Source organism: Myxococcota bacterium (assembly GCA_039030075.1).
Classification (GTDB): Bacteria; Myxococcota_A; UBA9160; order UBA9160; family SMWR01; genus JAHEJV01.
Genome location: JBCCEW010000033.1, coordinates 1 through 15,260, shown reverse-complemented (window position 1 = coordinate 15,260; position 15,260 = coordinate 1). Strand labels below are relative to the sequence as shown.

The following is a 15,260-nucleotide window of genomic DNA, read 5'->3' as shown; positions in this document are numbered from 1 at the left end:
AGTAAGCCTCTTTTGAAAGGGAACGGCCGAACGCTCAGCGACCGCGGAAGACCGGCTTCCGCTTCTCGAAGAAGGCGGCGAAGCCCTCCTTGGTGTCCTCGCTCGCCGTGTTGACGCTCTGGGCGAGCCCTTCGGCGTCGAGCGCTTCGGCCAGGCCGCAGTTGAACGCGTTGTTCAGCAGCTTCTTGTTCATCGCGAGCGCGAGCGGCGGTCCCGAGGCGAGGCGCCCGGCCCAGTCGTCGACGAAGGCGTCCAGTTCGGCGTCCGGGACCACCCGATTCACGAGGCCCATGCGCTCGGCTTCCTCGGCCGGGACGATGTCGGCGAAGAGCGCGAGCTCCTTCGCTTTGTGCATGCCGATCAGGCGGGGCAACAGCCAGGAGCCACCGACGTCGAGGGAGAGCCCCCGTCGCGCGAAGATCTCGGAGAAGCGCGCCGTGTCGCTGGCGACGATCAGGTCGCAGCCGAGCGCGAGATTGAGACCCGCGCCGACGGCGAGCCCGCGCACCTTCGCGATCGCCGGCTTCGGGAGGTGGTGAAGCGCCAACCCGACCGAACCGTAGAAGTCCATCATGCGCAGCTGGTGGCGGCCCGGCCCCTGGCCCGAGAGGTCGGCTCCCGCTGCGAACTCGCCGTTGGCGCCCGTGAGCACCAGGACGCGGTCTTCGTCGCGCTCGGTCGCTTCCCGGAACACGCCCAGCAGTCCCTCGAACATGTCCTGGTCGATGGCGTTCTTCTTCTCGGCGTAGTCGAGGGTGACCGTGACGACGCCTCGGTCGTCGCGATCGACGTGGATCTTTCCCATGGCGGCTTCTCCTCGGGCGGGGTGGGGTCCCGGCCGCACTCTAGCCCGATCCCGGCGCCGCCTGCCGTCCGGCGCCCATCCGGTCGCAGGCTATCGTGCGCCGATGCCCGAATGGTTCGGTCAGACCTTCGCCGCGCTTTCTCTGCGCCACTTCCGCATCCTCTGGCTGGGCTCGTTCAGCTCGTTCCTGGGCTTCTTCATGTCCACCGTCGTCAACAGCGTGGTGGCCTTCGACCTGGCGGGAACGAACCGCGCCGTGGGCACCGTGGTGTTTGGTCAGGCGCTCTCGATGTTTCTGCTCACGCCGCTGGGAGGCGCGTATGCGGATCGCTGGCCGAAGCGCCGGGTGATCGCGATCGGGCAGGGGATCACGAGCGCCATCTTCGTCCTGACGGCCTGGCTTCTCGCCGAAGGGATGCTCGCGCTCTGGCACCTCGCCGCGGGGGGCTTCGGAATGGGCGCGTGCTTCGCGTTCATCGGCCCCGCGCGCCAGGCCCTGGTGGTGGACGTGGTCCCCGAAGAGCGCCGCGGCAACGCGGTGGCGCTCTCCCAGATCGCGAACAGCGCGTCTCGCATCGGCGGGCCGGCGCTCGCCGGGCTCTTCCTCGCCTGGCCCGCGGTCGGGGCGGCGGGAGCCTATCTGGCGATGGCCGCCTGCTACGCGGTGGCCGCGCTGATGTTGATCGGGCTTCCGAAGTCGCGCCGCCGCACGGGTGAGATCGGATCGGTGTGGACCGACATCGCCGAGGGCGTCCGCTACGTCCACGCCGACCGACACCTGCGGCTGCTGATGTGGATGTTCGTACTCGTGATCATGGCGGGCTTCCCGTACGTGACCGTGATGCCCGGCCTGGTCGAGAACGCCCTGGGCCGCGAAGCCGAAGCGATCGGTTGGCTGATGGGAAGTTCCGCGGTCGGGGGCCTGCTCACCTCGATTGCGGTCGCGCGCTTCGCCGATTCGGAGCAGGCCCGGGCGCTCTACTCGAGCTTCGGGATGGGGTTCGGCTTGTCGCTGATCGCGTTGGCCTTCGTTCCCAGCTACGCCGTGGCGATGGCCGGGGCGTTCGCGCTGGGCGTGTGTTCGGGCGGATTCCAGACCTTGAACAGCGCGGTGCTGATCCGCGCCACGGCACCCGTGTACATGGGGCGGGTGATGGCCCTCAGCATGATGGCCTTCGCGGGCTTCGGGCTGGTGGGTCTCCCGATCGGCTGGCTGGCGGATGCCATCGGCGAGCGCGGGACGCTCGCGGTGATGGGCGTCGGGGTCACCATCATCGTGGCGTTCAGCTGGGCAGCCCTGGTGCGGGTGGCCCGCGACGCAGCCGCAGCGCCGAACACCGCTTGACCCGACGGGCTCGACCCTGGAGCATGCGGCCGTGACCGCACCCGCCGCGCCGGATCCGGAAGCGAGCGCCCCCCGTCCGGCCGAGGAGCCCAGCGACGCCTATCGCCGGTATGCGCTGGGCCTCCTGCTCGTCGTCTACATCTTCAACTTCATCGATCGCCAGATCCTGAACATCCTGGCGGAAGAGATCCGGCGAGATCTCGACCTGAGCGACACCCAGCTCGGATTCCTCGGCGGCCTGGCGTTCGCCATCTTCTACACCTTCGCCGGCATCCCCATTGCGCGCGGGGCCGACCGCGGCGTTCGGCGTTCGATCATCGCACTCGGGCTCTTCGTGTGGAGCGCGATGACGGCGGTCACGGGCTTGACCCGCAGCTTCCTCGAGATCGCGCTGGCGCGCGTGGGTGTCGGGCTGGGGGAGGCGGCGTGTTCGCCGCCGGCGCACTCGTTGCTCTCGGACCTGTTTCCCGCCGAGCGACGCGCGACGGCTTTGGGCATCTACGCGCTCGGGATTCCGATCGGATCGGCGATCGGCACCTTCGCGGGCGGCTGGCTGAAGGAGTTCTTCGACTGGCGCACCGCGTTCTTCGTGGTCGGGCTGCCCGGTGTATTGCTCGCCGTCGTGGTTCGGCTCACGCTGCGCGAGCCGCCGCGCGGCGGTGTTGCGGCGCCCAGCGCGCCGCCCGCCGCGATGCCGAGCTTACGCTCGGTGATCGAGCGCATGGCGTCGTTGGCGTCGTTTCGACACATGTCCTTCGCCGCCGCGCTCCATGCGTTCTACGGCTACGGCATCGGGCTCTTCCTGCCCGTCTACTTCATCCGCGTGCACGGGTTCTCCGAGGGCGAGCTCGGGACCTACCTGGCGCTGATCGGTCTCATCGGCGGCGGCCTGGGCACCTTCCTGGGCGGCTGGATCGGCGACCGCCTCGCTCCGCGTGATCCGCGCTGGTACCTCTGGCTGCCGGCCATCGGCACCTTGCTGGCGGTCCCGCTCGGATTCGGTGTGTACCTCTCGCCGGATGGCCACGTCGCACTCGCCTTCGCCTTGCCCGCCAGCTTCCTGGGCAGCATGTACCTCGGCCCGAGCTTCGCGGTGGCCCAGGGGCTCGCGCGCCCCGAGATGCGCGCGCTGGTGGCAGCGATCCTGCTCTTCGTCATGAACCTGATCGGGCTGGGCCTGGGGCCGCAGGCGGTGGGCTGGCTCAGCGATCTGCTGCGCCCGGAGTACGGACAGCTTTCGGTGCGCTACGCCTTGCTGTGGGTCGCGACCGGAGGAGCGCTGTGGTCGGCGCTGCACTACTTCTGGGCGGCGCGTTCGTTCCGCGACGATCTCGTGCGCGCGCAAGCGCCTCCGAGCTGAAACCCGGTTCCCGAACCCTCAGCCGTATCGCCCAACCCCAATCCGTACCGAGAGAGGACGCCCCGTGAACGCCGAAGCCTACGAACAGCTCTTCCGCCTGGACGACCGGGTGGCCATCGTGACGGGCGGGAGCCGCGGCATCGGACGCTCGATCGCGCTCGGGTTCGCCCATGCCGGCGCGAAGGTGGTGGTCGCGAGCCGCAAGGCCGACGCCTGTGAGCAGGTGGTGAAGGAGATCGAAGCGATCGGTGGCGAGGCGCTGGCGGTCGGTACCCACATGGGCGACCTCGAGCAGGGTGCGGCCCTGGCGGCGGCGACCCGCGAGCGCTTCGGTCGCATCGATATCCTGGTCAACAACGCCGCCCTGGCGTTGGCCCAGCCCTTCGGCCAGATGACCGCCGAGGCCTTCGAGAAGTCGTTCGCGGTCAACCTGCGCGGGCCGGTGTTCCTGATCCAGGAGGCGCTCGAGGAGCTCAAGGCCAGCCCCTGCGCCTCGGTCATCAACGTTTCGAGCGTCGGGGCGTACCTGTTCTCGGCCTACACCCACATGTACGCCGCGGGGAAGGCCGGGCTGCTGGCCTACACGCGCGCACTCGCGGCCGAGCTGGCTCCCCACGGGATCCGGATCAACGCCATCGCGCCGGGCACCATCGACACCGACATGGTCCGCAACAACACGCCCGAGGCTCAGGACCAGATGGCCAAGGCCTCGCTGATGGCCCGGGCAGCCCATCCGGACGAACTCGTCGGGCTGGCGCTCTTCCTGGCGAGCGACGCCGGGAGCTTCATGACCGGCGCGACCGTCAACATCGACGGTGGCCTGATCGCGCGCTGATCGGCCCCGCCGCGCCCCGCTGGGGCGTTGACCGCGCGGTCCGCGGGGTGAGACGATCGCTCCACGCTCGCGTGTCCCCGCGAGCGCTATGCGACGAGCCGTCGCGGGGAGGGATCGATGCGGACCCAACGGAAGCTGCGCAAGTACTCGGTGCTTTCGCTGCTGTTTCTGAGCTGCACCCTGATGGGCCTTCAGTGCCCGGGCCTGAATTTCTTCGCGAAGCTCGAGCTGCACTTCGCGGGCGTCACGAAGTACATCGGCGACTACACGCCGGCGACCTCGGAGACGCTGCCGAACGGCTTCGTGAAGCACACCTTCGACACCGACAACGGCGACGGCCCGATCTGCATTGCCGGCACGCCGTTCACGGTGTTCACGAAGGCCGCGAACCCGTACAAGCTGCTGATCTTCCTGAACGGCGGCGGCGCGTGTTGGCAGGACTTCTACTTCTGCACGATTCTCGCCGAGGACAGCGTGGGCGATGTGAGCCCCGGGATCTTCGGTGATTCCTTCGACACGGGCTCCGAGGTGATCGACAACCCATTCGCCGACTACTCGGTGATGTTCGTGTCCTACTGCGACGGGTCGGTCCACTCGGGTGACAACGACGTCGTCGACCCGAACTTCCCGTTCGGTCCGGTCCGCTTCCACCGCGGCCTGCGCAACCTGACGGCGGCCCTCGATCTGGCGAAGGACGAGTTCCCCTACGCCCAGACGGTTCTGTTGTCTGGCGCCAGCGCGGGCGGTGTGGGTGCGGCGGGCTTCGCGCCGTTCCTGACCCGCTTCATCTTCGGCAACCACAAGCGGCTGCGGGTCTTCAACGATGCGGGACCGATCGCGATCAACCCGAACGACACGGCCGGGATCGCCGCGCGCGCGGCCGACTGGCAGTTCGAGCAGTTCTACCCGGGCAGCTGCACCAACTGCTCGGCGGACAACCAGGGCACCGAGATCGTGAAATGGCGCCTCGACAACGACAGCACGGTGAAGGAGGCCTTCTACAGCACCGATGGAGACGCGACGAACCGCTTCTTCCTCCAGGTGCCGACCCAGCAGGCCTACCGCGACATCATCGTGCCGCTGCATGGCGAAGTGAACGCGCTGCATCCGGAGCGCTACAAGCGCTTCATCCGCAGCGGGGACGACAGCCACACGGCCCTCGGGACCGACCTCTTCTACATCGGCGAGGCGGACGACGTCCCGCTCTACGAGTGGACCGAGGATTTCGTGCGCATGAAGCCGGGCTGGGTGGACATCGTCGAGGACTTCGTCCCGGTCCCCTAGCCGGCCTCGAGGCCGCCCACGGGCGGACATCATTCACGGCTCCGGGTGGGAAGAGGGCTTCCCTCCCGGAGCCAGATGGGGCACTCTGGACGAGATGTCTCCGCAGACTCACACCGCAACGCGTGATTCGGCCGCCCGCTTCTTCGGGTTTGCCGGGTCGTTCTTTGCCTGGGGCTTCTATTGGCGCTCTGGGGCAGGGAGACGCGCGGGCAGGTAGAGCCTGACGAAAGAGCGAATCCCCAAGCCCCGAGAGCACGGCCTCTCGGGGCTTTTTCTTTGTGTACAGCGCATTCGCCCGATGCGTTGCCGCCCCGCGGCGACGGCGGGCGCCAGGAGCCAAAGCCATGACCGAACCCCTCGAAGACCGGAACCTGGTGGAGATCCGGACGCTGGTCTCCCCGGACGACGTGAAGCAGGCGCATCCGATCCCGGAGCCGGCTGCGGCGCTCGTCACCCAGACCCGCCAAGCCCTGCGCGACCTCCTGCACGGGCGCGATCGACAGCGGCTGGCCGTGATCGTGGGGCCGTGCTCGCTCCACGACCGCGACGCCGCGCTCGAGTTCGCGTCGCGGCTCGCGCGGGTAGCCGGGGAGACGCGCGATCAGCTGGTGATCCTGATGCGGGCCTACTTCGAGAAGCCGCGCACCACGGTGGGCTGGAAGGGGCTGATCAACGACCCCCACCTCGACGACAGCTGCGACATCCCGGCCGGGCTCGCGCTGGCACGCCAGATCCTGCTCGACATCCACGCGCTGGGGCTGCCCTGCGCGAGCGAGTTCCTGGACCCGGTCACGCCCCAGTACATCGGCGACCTCATCTCCTGGGCCGCGATCGGCGCGCGGACTACCGAGAGTCAGCCACACCGACAGATGGCGAGCGGCCTCTCGATGCCCGTCGGCTTCAAGAACGGCACCGATGGCGGACTTCAGGTGGCCCTCGACGCGCTGCAGGCGGCGGCCGCCCGGCACAGCTTCCTCGGCGTGACCGGCGGCGGGGCCACGGCCGTCATCAAGACCCGCGGCAACACGGACGGTCACGTAGTGCTCCGCGGCGGAGGGGGCCGGACCAACTACAGCGCCAGCGACGTGGCGGCTGCCGCCGAAAAGCTCCCGAGCGCCCGGGGCGTCCTGGTGGACTGCTCCCACGACAACTCGGGGAAGGACCACGAGCGCCAGCCCGGTGTCTGCCGGGAGGTGATCGGCCAGTTCCGCGCGGGCCAACAGGCGCTCCTGGGCGTGATGCTCGAGAGTCATCTCGAGCCAGGGCGGCAGGATTGGAGGGCGCGTCCGCTGACCTACGGCCAGTCGATGACCGACGCGTGCCTGGGCTGGGACGACACCCAGTCGCTGCTCTACGAGCTGGCCGACACGGTGCGCGGCAGGCGCGCGGCGTGAAGCGGGGAGCGGGGAGCGCGCGCCTAGGCGCCGGAACTCGCGAGGTAGGACGTGAGCAACGTCTCGAGGCGGCGGCGCAGGTCGGCGGTGCGGGGCTCGCCGCGGGTCAGCGCCTCGAGTTCGTAGCCGCGCACCATCTGGAAGACCGCGCGTGCCGCGTCGAATGGCGTGCGCGCGCCCAGTCGCTCGAGCACCTCGGCCAGGTCGGCGACCATGGCGTCGTACCAGGCGTGAAGTTCTTCGGCGAGCGAGCCGTCGCGCGCCGCGAAGAGCACCAGCTCGTACTCGGTGACGATGACGGCCCGGTCGGCGACTTCGCGCTCGGTGTAGGCGAGCAGGTAGTCGAGGGCACGGGCCAGGGTGGGGCGCTCCTTCAGCGCGCGGGCGCCGTCTGCCAGCTCGGCCGAGGTCTGGGCCAGGTAGCGTCGGAACGCCTCGCGCAGCAGATGCTCGCGCGATTCGAAGTAGTAGGTGGTGGAGCCGAGCGGCACGCCCGCGGCCGCTGCCACACGGCGATGGCTCACCGCGGCGAAGCCCTGGCGCGCGATCAGTCCGAGGGCGGCGTCGAGGATGGTCTCGCGACGGCCCTCGTTCGCCGCGGGTTTCGCGCTGGGGTTCCGGGCCGGGTTGACGCGTCGTTTCGGCATGTGTACGATCGTACACGAAAGTTGGATCGAACGCACATCCCAGGCCAGCGGTCCCGTGCGGACCCCGAACCCCCAGGAGCTTCCCCCATGCCCGAACTCCAGCGTTTCAGTGCCAAGACCCCGCTCGATTGGGAGACCGTATGGCAGGCCTTCGACGCCGACGGCGGCGTGATCGTCGAGGACTTCCTCGCCCCGGACCTGCTGGCGCGGCTGCAGCAGCAGCTCGGTCCCCACGTCTCGAGCCAGACGCCGGGCAGCACCACCGAAGGGCTCTGGACCGTCTTCCACGGGGAGCAGACCAAGCGCATCACCGGGCTGCCGGGAAAGTCCTCGGCTTGGGTCGAGCTGCTCGGCGACGAGCGCTACCTGGCGATGGCCGACCGCTACCTCACGCCCGACGAGTACTGGCTCAACACGGGGCAGCTGATCTGCATCGGACCCGACGAAACGCCGCAGCTGCTCCACCGCGACGAACTCAACTGGCCCGAGGCCTGCCGCGAAGAGGAGATCACCGTCACCGCCATCTTCGCGCTCACCGACTTCACCGAGCGCAATGGTGCCACGGTGATCGCGCCGGGTTCCCACACCTGGGAAGGCGCGTTGCCTCCGGTCGAGCCCGAGCAGACCTGCCAGGCGACGATGCCGGCGGGCTCGGCGCTGCTCTACAGCGGCAAGGTGATCCACGGGGGCGGCGCGAACACCACCGATGACGAGTGGCGCGTGGGGCTCCACGCCGGCTTCTGTCGCGGCTGGCTGCGCGCAGAGGAGAACTACCAGCTCACCGTGCCGCTCGAGGTGGCACGGACGCTGCCCGAGCGGGTGCAGTACCTGCTGGGCTTCCGCTCGTTCTCCCCGAAGTTCGGCGCGCGTCTCGGCCTGGTGGACTACGACGACGCCGCGCGGCTGCTCTAGGGGCGCGACACGCGCCTGCGTCCCCCCGCAAGTGCGCTTGCGATGCGACGGGCCGCCCAAGTGCCCCTGCAGGGGGTATCCGCCGGGCGTTCGGCTCTCGTAGAATGGCGGTTGTGAACCGATCCTCGGCCCCGAGCGGGCCGCGGAGCGGGGGGACGACCGGATGGATTGGGCAGGCGTCGCCTACACACTGATCCCCGCCGTCGCGGCCTACTTCCTGGGCTCGCGGATCGGTCGCTATCAGGCGCGCGCGTCGCGCGCCGCCGAGCTGGGTCCGAACGAGGTCGCCCAGCGCGAGCAGGAGTATCGCCGCGTCGCCAAGGTCTACCGGGACTGGCACGTCGAGATGCGCAAGCAGGGAGCGCGGCCGTGACCGAAGACGGCATGCTCCACCTCGGCTTCTGGGCGCTCACGTTCCTGGTGGGGCTGCTCTTCGGCTTCCGCGGCGAGACCCGCCGGCTGCGGCACCTCGACTTCGTGGTGATGATGGAGCGCCACAACCGCGACGAGGTAGGGATGCCGCGCACCGGGCGTCGTCGTCGCGCGACCCCGCTGACCCTGGAGGACGCGACCCGCGCGCCGCTGCCGCCGGCCGACGAACTCGAGGCGCTGCCCCTGAAGCGCATCGAGCAGCTGCTCTTCCTGGCCGAGTCGGCCTACGAAGATCGGAAGCGAGCGGAGCGGGACACGCCCTTGTCCGGGGGCGGCCAGGCCGGGAGCGCGGGCTACGTCGCGCGACAGACCGACGCGGCTGCTCCGCTCGAAGGCATCGGTGCAGAAGAGCTCGGTGAGCGCATCGTGCGCCTGCGACGCGAAGCCGCGCGCCGCCGCGCGAGCGTGATGCACTAGTCCGCGGAGCCAGTCCTTTCGCGAGACGCGGCCGCGTGTATCCCCGTATACATCGCGATTCGGGCCGTGCCCCTAGCTTGACGAGGAACGCCACTCGTCAAGAGGGGGTCTCCGTGGGACACCGAAGCAGACTGCGGCTGGGCCGCTGGGCGACCGTCTGGGGAGTGATGGCGATCGGCCTGGGCTGCGACTTCGTCTCGCTGCCGAAGACGGAGCCGATGCCGCCGATTCCGCTCGAACAGGGCCAGGCGTGGAAGAGCGACGCGGAACTCCGGAAGTTCCATCACTTCAGCCAGGGCACGAAGCTCATGCCCGAGAAGTGGTTCCGCGCGCTGCGGCAGCCGGCGCTCTTCGGGGGGCGCGTCGCCGACCCGGACTACTTGAGTCGGTTCGGCTTCATCCAGAGCCCGAAGGACACGGCGTACAACCCGCACGCCTTGCCCGTCGGCTTTGCGATCGACGGCGATTTCAAGGACCCGGTGACCGGCGAGGACGAGCCGATGCTCGGCTTTACCTGCGCCGCATGTCACACGGGCGAGCTTCGCTTCGAGGGGAAGGCCTACCGCGTGGACGGCGGCGCCGCGATGACCGACCTGGGGAAGTTCCGCACGGCGCTCGCCTATTCGATTCTTGCGACCTACGTGCTTCCGTGGCGCTTCAACGACTTCGCCGACGCGGTCTGCGGCGAGGAGGAAGATGGCTGCACCGAGGTCCAACGCCAGGACTTGAAGCTCGCCTTGCGGGTGATGAGCGCCAAGCAGCTCTCGAACTTCGACGCCCAGCAGCATCGCTTCCAGGGCTGTTGCGAGGATGGGTCGCGCCAGAACCAGGAAGAGGGCTTCGGGCGCCTGGACGCGATCGGCCGGATCGGCAACCACGTGTTCGCCGCCCAGGGCGGTCCAGGGGCGGAAGGCTGGCAGAACTTCGAGCCCCTCGACGCTCCCGTGGCCTATCCGCACATCTGGGACACCCATTGGTTCGACTGGGTCCAGTACAACGGCTCGATTCACCAGCCGTTGGCCCGCAACGTCGGCGAGGCCCTCGGCGTGAACGCGCCGGTTCAGCTCCGTGGTGCGCCCGAAGCGCACTTCGCGTCGACCGTGAAGATCGACAATCTCTTCTGGCTCGAGTCGTTCCTCGCGGGTGAGCGGCCTTTCGAGGGGCTGCTGTCGCCGCGCTGGCATGAGGACTTCGGCGCCATCGATGGAGACAAGGCGCAGCGGGGAGCCGAGCTCTACGAGGAACTCTGCGCCGAGTGCCATGGGGATGTCGCCCGGGTCGCGGATCCCGACTCCAACGCCTGGATCGACGGCGAGACGCGCTTCGGGGTGCGACCTGTCCGGATGCTGCCGCTCACGATGAAGGAGGTCGATGCGGTCGGTACCGACCCCGCCCAGGCGATCAACTTCCGCAAGCGCATGCTCGCGTTGGGCGACCTTCGGATCCAGAAGGGACTGGCCGGGGCGAACACCGCAGAAGCCGCGGAGCGTTGGTACCGCCAGATCGACCTGCCGCGAGAACAGCGCAAGGAAGCGCCCGAACGGGCATCGCTGGGCGTAGCGCTCGACGGCGCCACGCAGCTTGCCGCCGAGCGCTGGTACGCCGCTGCCGAGGAGCGAGGCTGCAGCTACTCGGAAGAGGAGAAGTGGGTCCTCAACGGGCGCCGACCCAGCCTCGTTCGGGACCGGGCCCCCGCGGACACGGGCAAGCCCGTCTACCGCGTAAGGCCCCTGAATGGGGTCTGGGCCACGGCGCCGTTCCTGCACAACGGCTCGGTTCGGACGCTGTATCAGCTGCTCCTTCCGGCAGAACAGCGAGAGAAGACCTTCTGCCTGGGCTCGAAGGATTTCGACCCCAAAGACGTGGGGTTCGAGAGCGAATGCGGCCGTGGGTACTTCGAGTTCGACACGAGCCTTCCCGGCAACAGCAACGCCGGTCACGAGTTCGTGGACGGCCCCGACCGCGCCGGACGCCTCGGGAGGGGCCTCGAGGTCGACGAGCGCTACGCGCTGATCGAGTTCATCAAGACGATCGAGTTCGGAGACTACCGTGGGAAGAACACAGGCAAATCGGATCCTGGCTACGACTATCGTGAGTTGGCTGACCGTTGCCGCGTGCAACGGGGGAACGAGCCCGCCGGCGCGGGCTGAGAACCCCGGCGACGCGGAGTCTCCGCGAGCCGTTGAGCCCGCAGCGGACCTCGTCGACGTCAACGACGTGTCGATCCTGTTTGCTCCCCGGGGCGGTCGCCCCTTCCCCGAGATCTCGGTCGAGGAGGGTGAGCAGGGCGGTCTGTGGAGAGCCCAGGACTTCGACGCGCTGATGGCGTTCGCGCAGAACGGCCTCCCTGGGGTCCCGGGCTCCAACCCCGAGGTCGCGCCGGGGGGTCGCGCGGCCGAGCGGGCCGACTGGCGGATCGTCGCGGCGCGCTTCGACCCCTGCGCTCCGGCGCTCGCCGTCCGCGATCCCTCGCCCGGGCTGACCGCGAAGCTCACCGAGTTCGGCGTGCCGGCGGCGTGCCTCGTCCAGTTCCGGCTGGTGGCGCAGCCCTTCCAGGGCAACCGAGACGTCGATTTCGCAGCCCACCTGGTGTTCACCCTACCGAGTACGGACGGGGTGCTGCCGCTGCTTCGGGCGGTGAAGCGGGCTTCGGAAGCGGCCGGGGCCCCGACGGATGGAGTTCCGCTCGGGGTGCACCCGGGGCTCGCCGCGGGCTCGACGGCCGTGGCGACCGCGGTGCGACAACTCGTGCTGCAGCTGCCGGCCCAGTCGGTGGCGCGGACCTCGGCGCTGATGGGCCTCCGCGCTGGTCCTGAGCCGTGGGTCTTCCTAGGAGGACGCATGGAGGCAAAGCCGGAGGGCGGCTTCGAGGCCTTCTCGCCGCTTCCGATCTTCTCGTTCGGTGTGGCGGGGGGCGTCTTCCACCAGCGTCTCAGCTTCAAGCCCGGAGATCCACGTCACGTCATCCCCGAGCCGCAACAGCCGATCCGTACATCGCCGCTCTTCGACGACGACAGCACCGATGCCAACCTCGTGTTCCACGTCGACGATCCGGCCCGCTCCAACATCTTCGAGACCGACTGCGTGAGCTGTCACACCTCGACGGCCCGGATCTACGCCCTCGATCTCGACTCCACGTCGGAACGAGTGCCGACACCCGTGGGGGTCACCGCGTACGCGCCGCGGTCCGTCCTCCAGGCGAGCGGGGAGACGGGTCGGCCGCCGCACTGGAACGTCCGGAACTTCGGCTGGTTCCAGGGACATCCGACGATCTCGCTGCGCACGGTCAACGAGACCGCGGAGGCCGTCCAGCTCGTGAATCTCGAGATGGTGTCGGAGGCTGAGAACCCGGAGCGGCGCCACGGTCCGGGCCCCGATTGCAGCGCGGTCGATGAGGCCACCTGGACCTGCTTCGTGAAGACCGGCGGATCCGACTGCCTCGACGCCTGCGTCGCGGCGCCCTGAGCGAGGACCCATGCCCCCGAAGAACATCGTCATCTGTTCGGACGGCACCGGGAACACCGCCGTGAAAGGGCGGGGGACCAACGTCTTCAAGGTGTTCGAGGCCATCGACACCCAGGCGCCCACCCCGCGCCCATACGCGCAGACGCCTCCGCAGCAGATCACGATCTACGACGACGGCGTGGGTACGCAAAAATGGCGGCCGGCGAAGCTCCTGACAGGCGCGTTTGGCTTGGGCCTCAAACGGAACGTACTCCAGCTGTACATCGAGCTCGCGAGGGTTTACGAAGACGGCGACCGCATCTACCTGTTCGGTTTCAGCCGCGGGGCCTTCACGGTTCGGACCGTTGCCGGGCTCGTGGGGCGAAAGGGCATCATCAAGCGCACTCCCACGAAGAGTTCTGCGCAGAACACGCCCACTTGGCTACGAGGTCCGATCGCAAAGTGCGTGCGTGGGCGCCGATGCGTGGATGAGCCGACCAAGGCGGAAACGGATCTGGGGGGGTCGGCGTCCACTCATGAGCAGGAAAGGGCAATTCCGGAGCTAGGGGAGCGGGAGCTTCAGCTCCGGGCTGAGGCGGCGTATCGCGATTTGCGAGATACCGACCTTGGTAAAGGCTTGGTCCAGTGGTTCCTGAGCTTCTTTCCGATCTGGTGCCCGCGGGTCGACTATTGCCCAGGAGAGTTCCACACAGACCGCGAGGTCGAGTTCATCGGTGTCTGGGACACGGTCGAGGCGGTCGGGTTCCCCGTCGCGTTCGTCGCGAATCTTTGGAACGAGCTCATCTATCGCTTCAAGTTCCCTGACAGGACGCTCTCGAAAGCGGTGAAGCGGGCGGCCCATGCTCTGGCCATCGATGACCAGCGTCTCAGCTTCCACCCAACACTCTGGGACGAACGAGAAGAAGCCGGGACGGGTGACGAGATTCCCAGCGGTCTCATCAGAACGCCGGTCCACGCTGTCGGCCGTGCGCTGCGGAATGTTCGTGAGTGGCTCGGGAATCGCTGGATCGCCGTGCGCGCGATGTTCGAGGATGAATACTCGAGCAACCCAAATCCGCGGGCGGAGGAACAGACGGTCGATTCGGACGAGCTAGCCGCGGTGTCGGAGGAGCCGAGACCGGCGGGTGACCCGCGGATCCGGCAGGTGTGGTTCGCCGGGGTGCATTCCAACGTGGGCGGCGGGTACCCGAAGCAGGGTATGTCGCTCGTCGCCCTCGAGTGGATGCTCCGCGAGGCGACGCGACCTGCGCCGGAACGCATTCCCAGCCACGAACGACTTCGCCTGCGCCCCGGAGCACTCGCGGAGATCGCGACCCGAAAGAACGTGGCGGACACGCTCTATGACTCGCGTGCCGGGGCGAGCGCGATCTACCGGTTCTCGCCGCGGCCGATCCCGCGGCTCTGCTCCCGCAGCGGTGCGCCGGTTCGCATTCACTGGACCGCCCTCCATCGGGCCGCAGCACTGCGCCCCCGCGCCTACGCTCCGGGAAACCTACCGCGGTGCTTCGAGGTGGTAGGGACGCGCAACGAGGGCCCATTGCCCGCAGACGCGCCCGCGCTCGGCGACATCGTGTTGCAGCGGTCCGAGTCGGGGAGTCTGTTCCCTAAGGCGCGGCGGCTTTCCTTCTGGCGCCAGGTCGTGCAGCACAGCTTCTATGTGGGTCTCCTGATCACCCTGCTCGGCGCGAACCGGGGACGTGTGTTGAAGCTCGAGCTGTGTGGGATCGAGCGACTGCTGATCCCCCTCGCCGAGCTCGGGAAGCGCTGGGCGGACGCGCTTTGCGTCCCGGTCCGAGCGTTCGCGGAGTCGCAGATCCTCGGAACCGGGATGATCTCCGGCGTCTTTCGCTGGCTCGGCCGCTTGCTCGATGGTGTCGTAGGAACGCTCCCGGGGGGCGAGATGCTGCGAACTTACGTCGTGTCACCGGTCGTCGAGTCGTATGGGTTCACGGGGCTGCTGCTGCTCGTGAGCCTGACGGTGTTGCTCGCGAGCGGCTACCTGCGACGCCGTAGCCTGACGATCTGGTCCGGCGAGTGGCGAAGGCTCTCGGTTCCTCGGTAAGGAGCGCGTATGCGGTGTGACGCGAGATTCAGATTGGCGGGTTTTCTCGCTGCAGTGCTGGTGCTCGCGACGGATGCGACCGCCGCGCAAAGCGTGTCGAAGTTCGCCGTGCCCGAATGCGAAACCCGCCCCAACGGCGATCGGGTCTGTCGGGCCACGCGCGGCACGTTCAACGACCCTGCGTTCCTCTTTCCGCCGCTCGTCCTGGTGCCGAGCGATCCGGTCGGGATCCTCCAGCTGGTGTTCCCCAGCCCCATGCGGATCGACCTGCTCGACACCGACCCGGACGCGGATGGGGTGAG

The 15,260-nt window shown here is 68.6% G+C and carries 14 protein-coding genes; 12 read left to right on the top strand and 2 right to left on the bottom strand.

Annotated elements, in window-relative coordinates:
* Nucleotides 1-34: 34 nt before the first annotated feature.
* Complete coding sequence (locus AAF430_23890; protein ID MEM7413294.1) at nucleotides 35-805, bottom strand: enoyl-CoA hydratase; 771 nt, start codon at nucleotides 803-805, stop codon at nucleotides 35-37.
* 103 nt (nucleotides 806-908) lie between these two features.
* Here AAF430_23890 and AAF430_23885 point away from each other — a divergent pair, with 103 nt between their 5' ends.
* From AAF430_23885 to AAF430_23865, 5 genes are all read left to right on the top strand, one after another.
* Nucleotides 909-2,150, top strand: coding sequence for an MFS transporter (locus tag AAF430_23885; GenBank protein MEM7413293.1), 1,242 nt, complete (start codon nucleotides 909-911; stop codon nucleotides 2,148-2,150).
* 31 nt (nucleotides 2,151-2,181) lie between these two features.
* The gene (locus tag AAF430_23880; GenBank protein MEM7413292.1) at nucleotides 2,182-3,510 is read left to right on the top strand and encodes an MFS transporter; all 1,329 of its coding nucleotides are present in this window, start codon (nucleotides 2,182-2,184) and stop codon (nucleotides 3,508-3,510) included.
* A 64-nt stretch (nucleotides 3,511-3,574) separates the two neighbouring features.
* Nucleotides 3,575-4,345 carry a glucose 1-dehydrogenase gene (locus AAF430_23875; GenBank protein MEM7413291.1) on the top strand — a complete coding sequence of 257 codons (771 nt, stop codon included), beginning with the start codon at nucleotides 3,575-3,577 and terminating at the stop codon, nucleotides 4,343-4,345.
* Between the two features lie 117 nt (nucleotides 4,346-4,462).
* Entirely contained in the window at nucleotides 4,463-5,629 is a 1,167-nt protein-coding gene (locus AAF430_23870) for a pectin acetylesterase-family hydrolase (GenBank protein MEM7413290.1), read from the top strand.
* Nucleotides 5,630-5,973: 344 nt separating this feature from the next.
* On the top strand, nucleotides 5,974-7,023 hold the full coding sequence (locus AAF430_23865; protein ID MEM7413289.1) for a 3-deoxy-7-phosphoheptulonate synthase: 1,050 nt from the start codon (nucleotides 5,974-5,976) through the stop codon (nucleotides 7,021-7,023).
* Nucleotides 7,024-7,046: 23 nt separating this feature from the next.
* On the opposite strand, the gene AAF430_23860 is transcribed toward AAF430_23865, so the two are convergent.
* On the bottom strand, nucleotides 7,047-7,670 hold the full coding sequence (locus tag AAF430_23860) for a TetR family transcriptional regulator (protein MEM7413288.1): 624 nt from the start codon (nucleotides 7,668-7,670) through the stop codon (nucleotides 7,047-7,049).
* A gap of 87 nt (nucleotides 7,671-7,757) precedes the next feature.
* On the opposite strand from AAF430_23860, the gene AAF430_23855 reads away from it, so the two are divergent.
* The 7 genes from AAF430_23855 to AAF430_23825 all read left to right on the top strand — a co-directional run.
* A complete protein-coding gene (locus AAF430_23855) occupies nucleotides 7,758-8,582 on the top strand; it encodes a phytanoyl-CoA dioxygenase family protein (protein MEM7413287.1) in 825 nt (274 codons plus the stop codon).
* Between the two features lie 163 nt (nucleotides 8,583-8,745).
* Nucleotides 8,746-8,955 carry a hypothetical protein gene (locus AAF430_23850; protein MEM7413286.1) on the top strand — a complete coding sequence of 70 codons (210 nt, stop codon included), beginning with the start codon at nucleotides 8,746-8,748 and terminating at the stop codon, nucleotides 8,953-8,955.
* Complete coding sequence (locus tag AAF430_23845) at nucleotides 8,952-9,431, top strand: hypothetical protein (GenBank protein ID MEM7413285.1); 480 nt, start codon at nucleotides 8,952-8,954, stop codon at nucleotides 9,429-9,431. Before AAF430_23850 ends, AAF430_23845 begins: the two co-directional genes overlap by 4 nt.
* A 113-nt stretch (nucleotides 9,432-9,544) precedes the next feature.
* Nucleotides 9,545-11,581, top strand: coding sequence for a di-heme-cytochrome C peroxidase (locus tag AAF430_23840; GenBank protein ID MEM7413284.1), 2,037 nt, complete (start codon nucleotides 9,545-9,547; stop codon nucleotides 11,579-11,581).
* Nucleotides 11,523-12,896, top strand: coding sequence for a hypothetical protein (locus AAF430_23835; GenBank protein ID MEM7413283.1), 1,374 nt, complete (start codon nucleotides 11,523-11,525; stop codon nucleotides 12,894-12,896). The genes AAF430_23840 and AAF430_23835 overlap by 59 nt, the downstream gene beginning before the upstream one ends.
* Nucleotides 12,897-12,906: 10 nt before the next feature.
* A complete protein-coding gene (locus AAF430_23830) occupies nucleotides 12,907-14,958 on the top strand; it encodes a DUF2235 domain-containing protein (protein ID MEM7413282.1) in 2,052 nt (683 codons plus the stop codon).
* Nucleotides 14,959-14,991: 33 nt separating this feature from the next.
* Nucleotides 14,992-15,260: hypothetical protein (locus AAF430_23825; GenBank protein ID MEM7413281.1), on the top strand; the 269-nt coding region annotated here is incomplete at its 3' end.

Excerpts from the sequence above, each read along its gene's own strand:
- AAF430_23855 (MEM7413287.1), top strand. The coding sequence starts at position 7,758 with ATGCCCGAACTCCAGCGTTTCAGTGCCAAGACCCCGCTCGATTGGGAG.
- AAF430_23860 (MEM7413288.1), bottom strand. The coding sequence starts at position 7,670 with ATGCCGAAACGACGCGTCAACCCGGCCCGGAACCCCAGCGCGAAACCC.
- AAF430_23850 (MEM7413286.1), top strand. The coding sequence starts at position 8,746 with ATGGATTGGGCAGGCGTCGCCTACACACTGATCCCCGCCGTCGCGGCC.
- AAF430_23870 (MEM7413290.1), top strand. The coding sequence starts at position 4,463 with ATGCGGACCCAACGGAAGCTGCGCAAGTACTCGGTGCTTTCGCTGCTG.
- AAF430_23830 (MEM7413282.1), top strand. The coding sequence starts at position 12,907 with ATGCCCCCGAAGAACATCGTCATCTGTTCGGACGGCACCGGGAACACC.
- AAF430_23890 (MEM7413294.1), bottom strand. The coding sequence starts at position 805 with ATGGGAAAGATCCACGTCGATCGCGACGACCGAGGCGTCGTCACGGTC.
- AAF430_23885 (MEM7413293.1), top strand. The coding sequence starts at position 909 with ATGCCCGAATGGTTCGGTCAGACCTTCGCCGCGCTTTCTCTGCGCCAC.
- AAF430_23865 (MEM7413289.1), top strand. The coding sequence starts at position 5,974 with ATGACCGAACCCCTCGAAGACCGGAACCTGGTGGAGATCCGGACGCTG.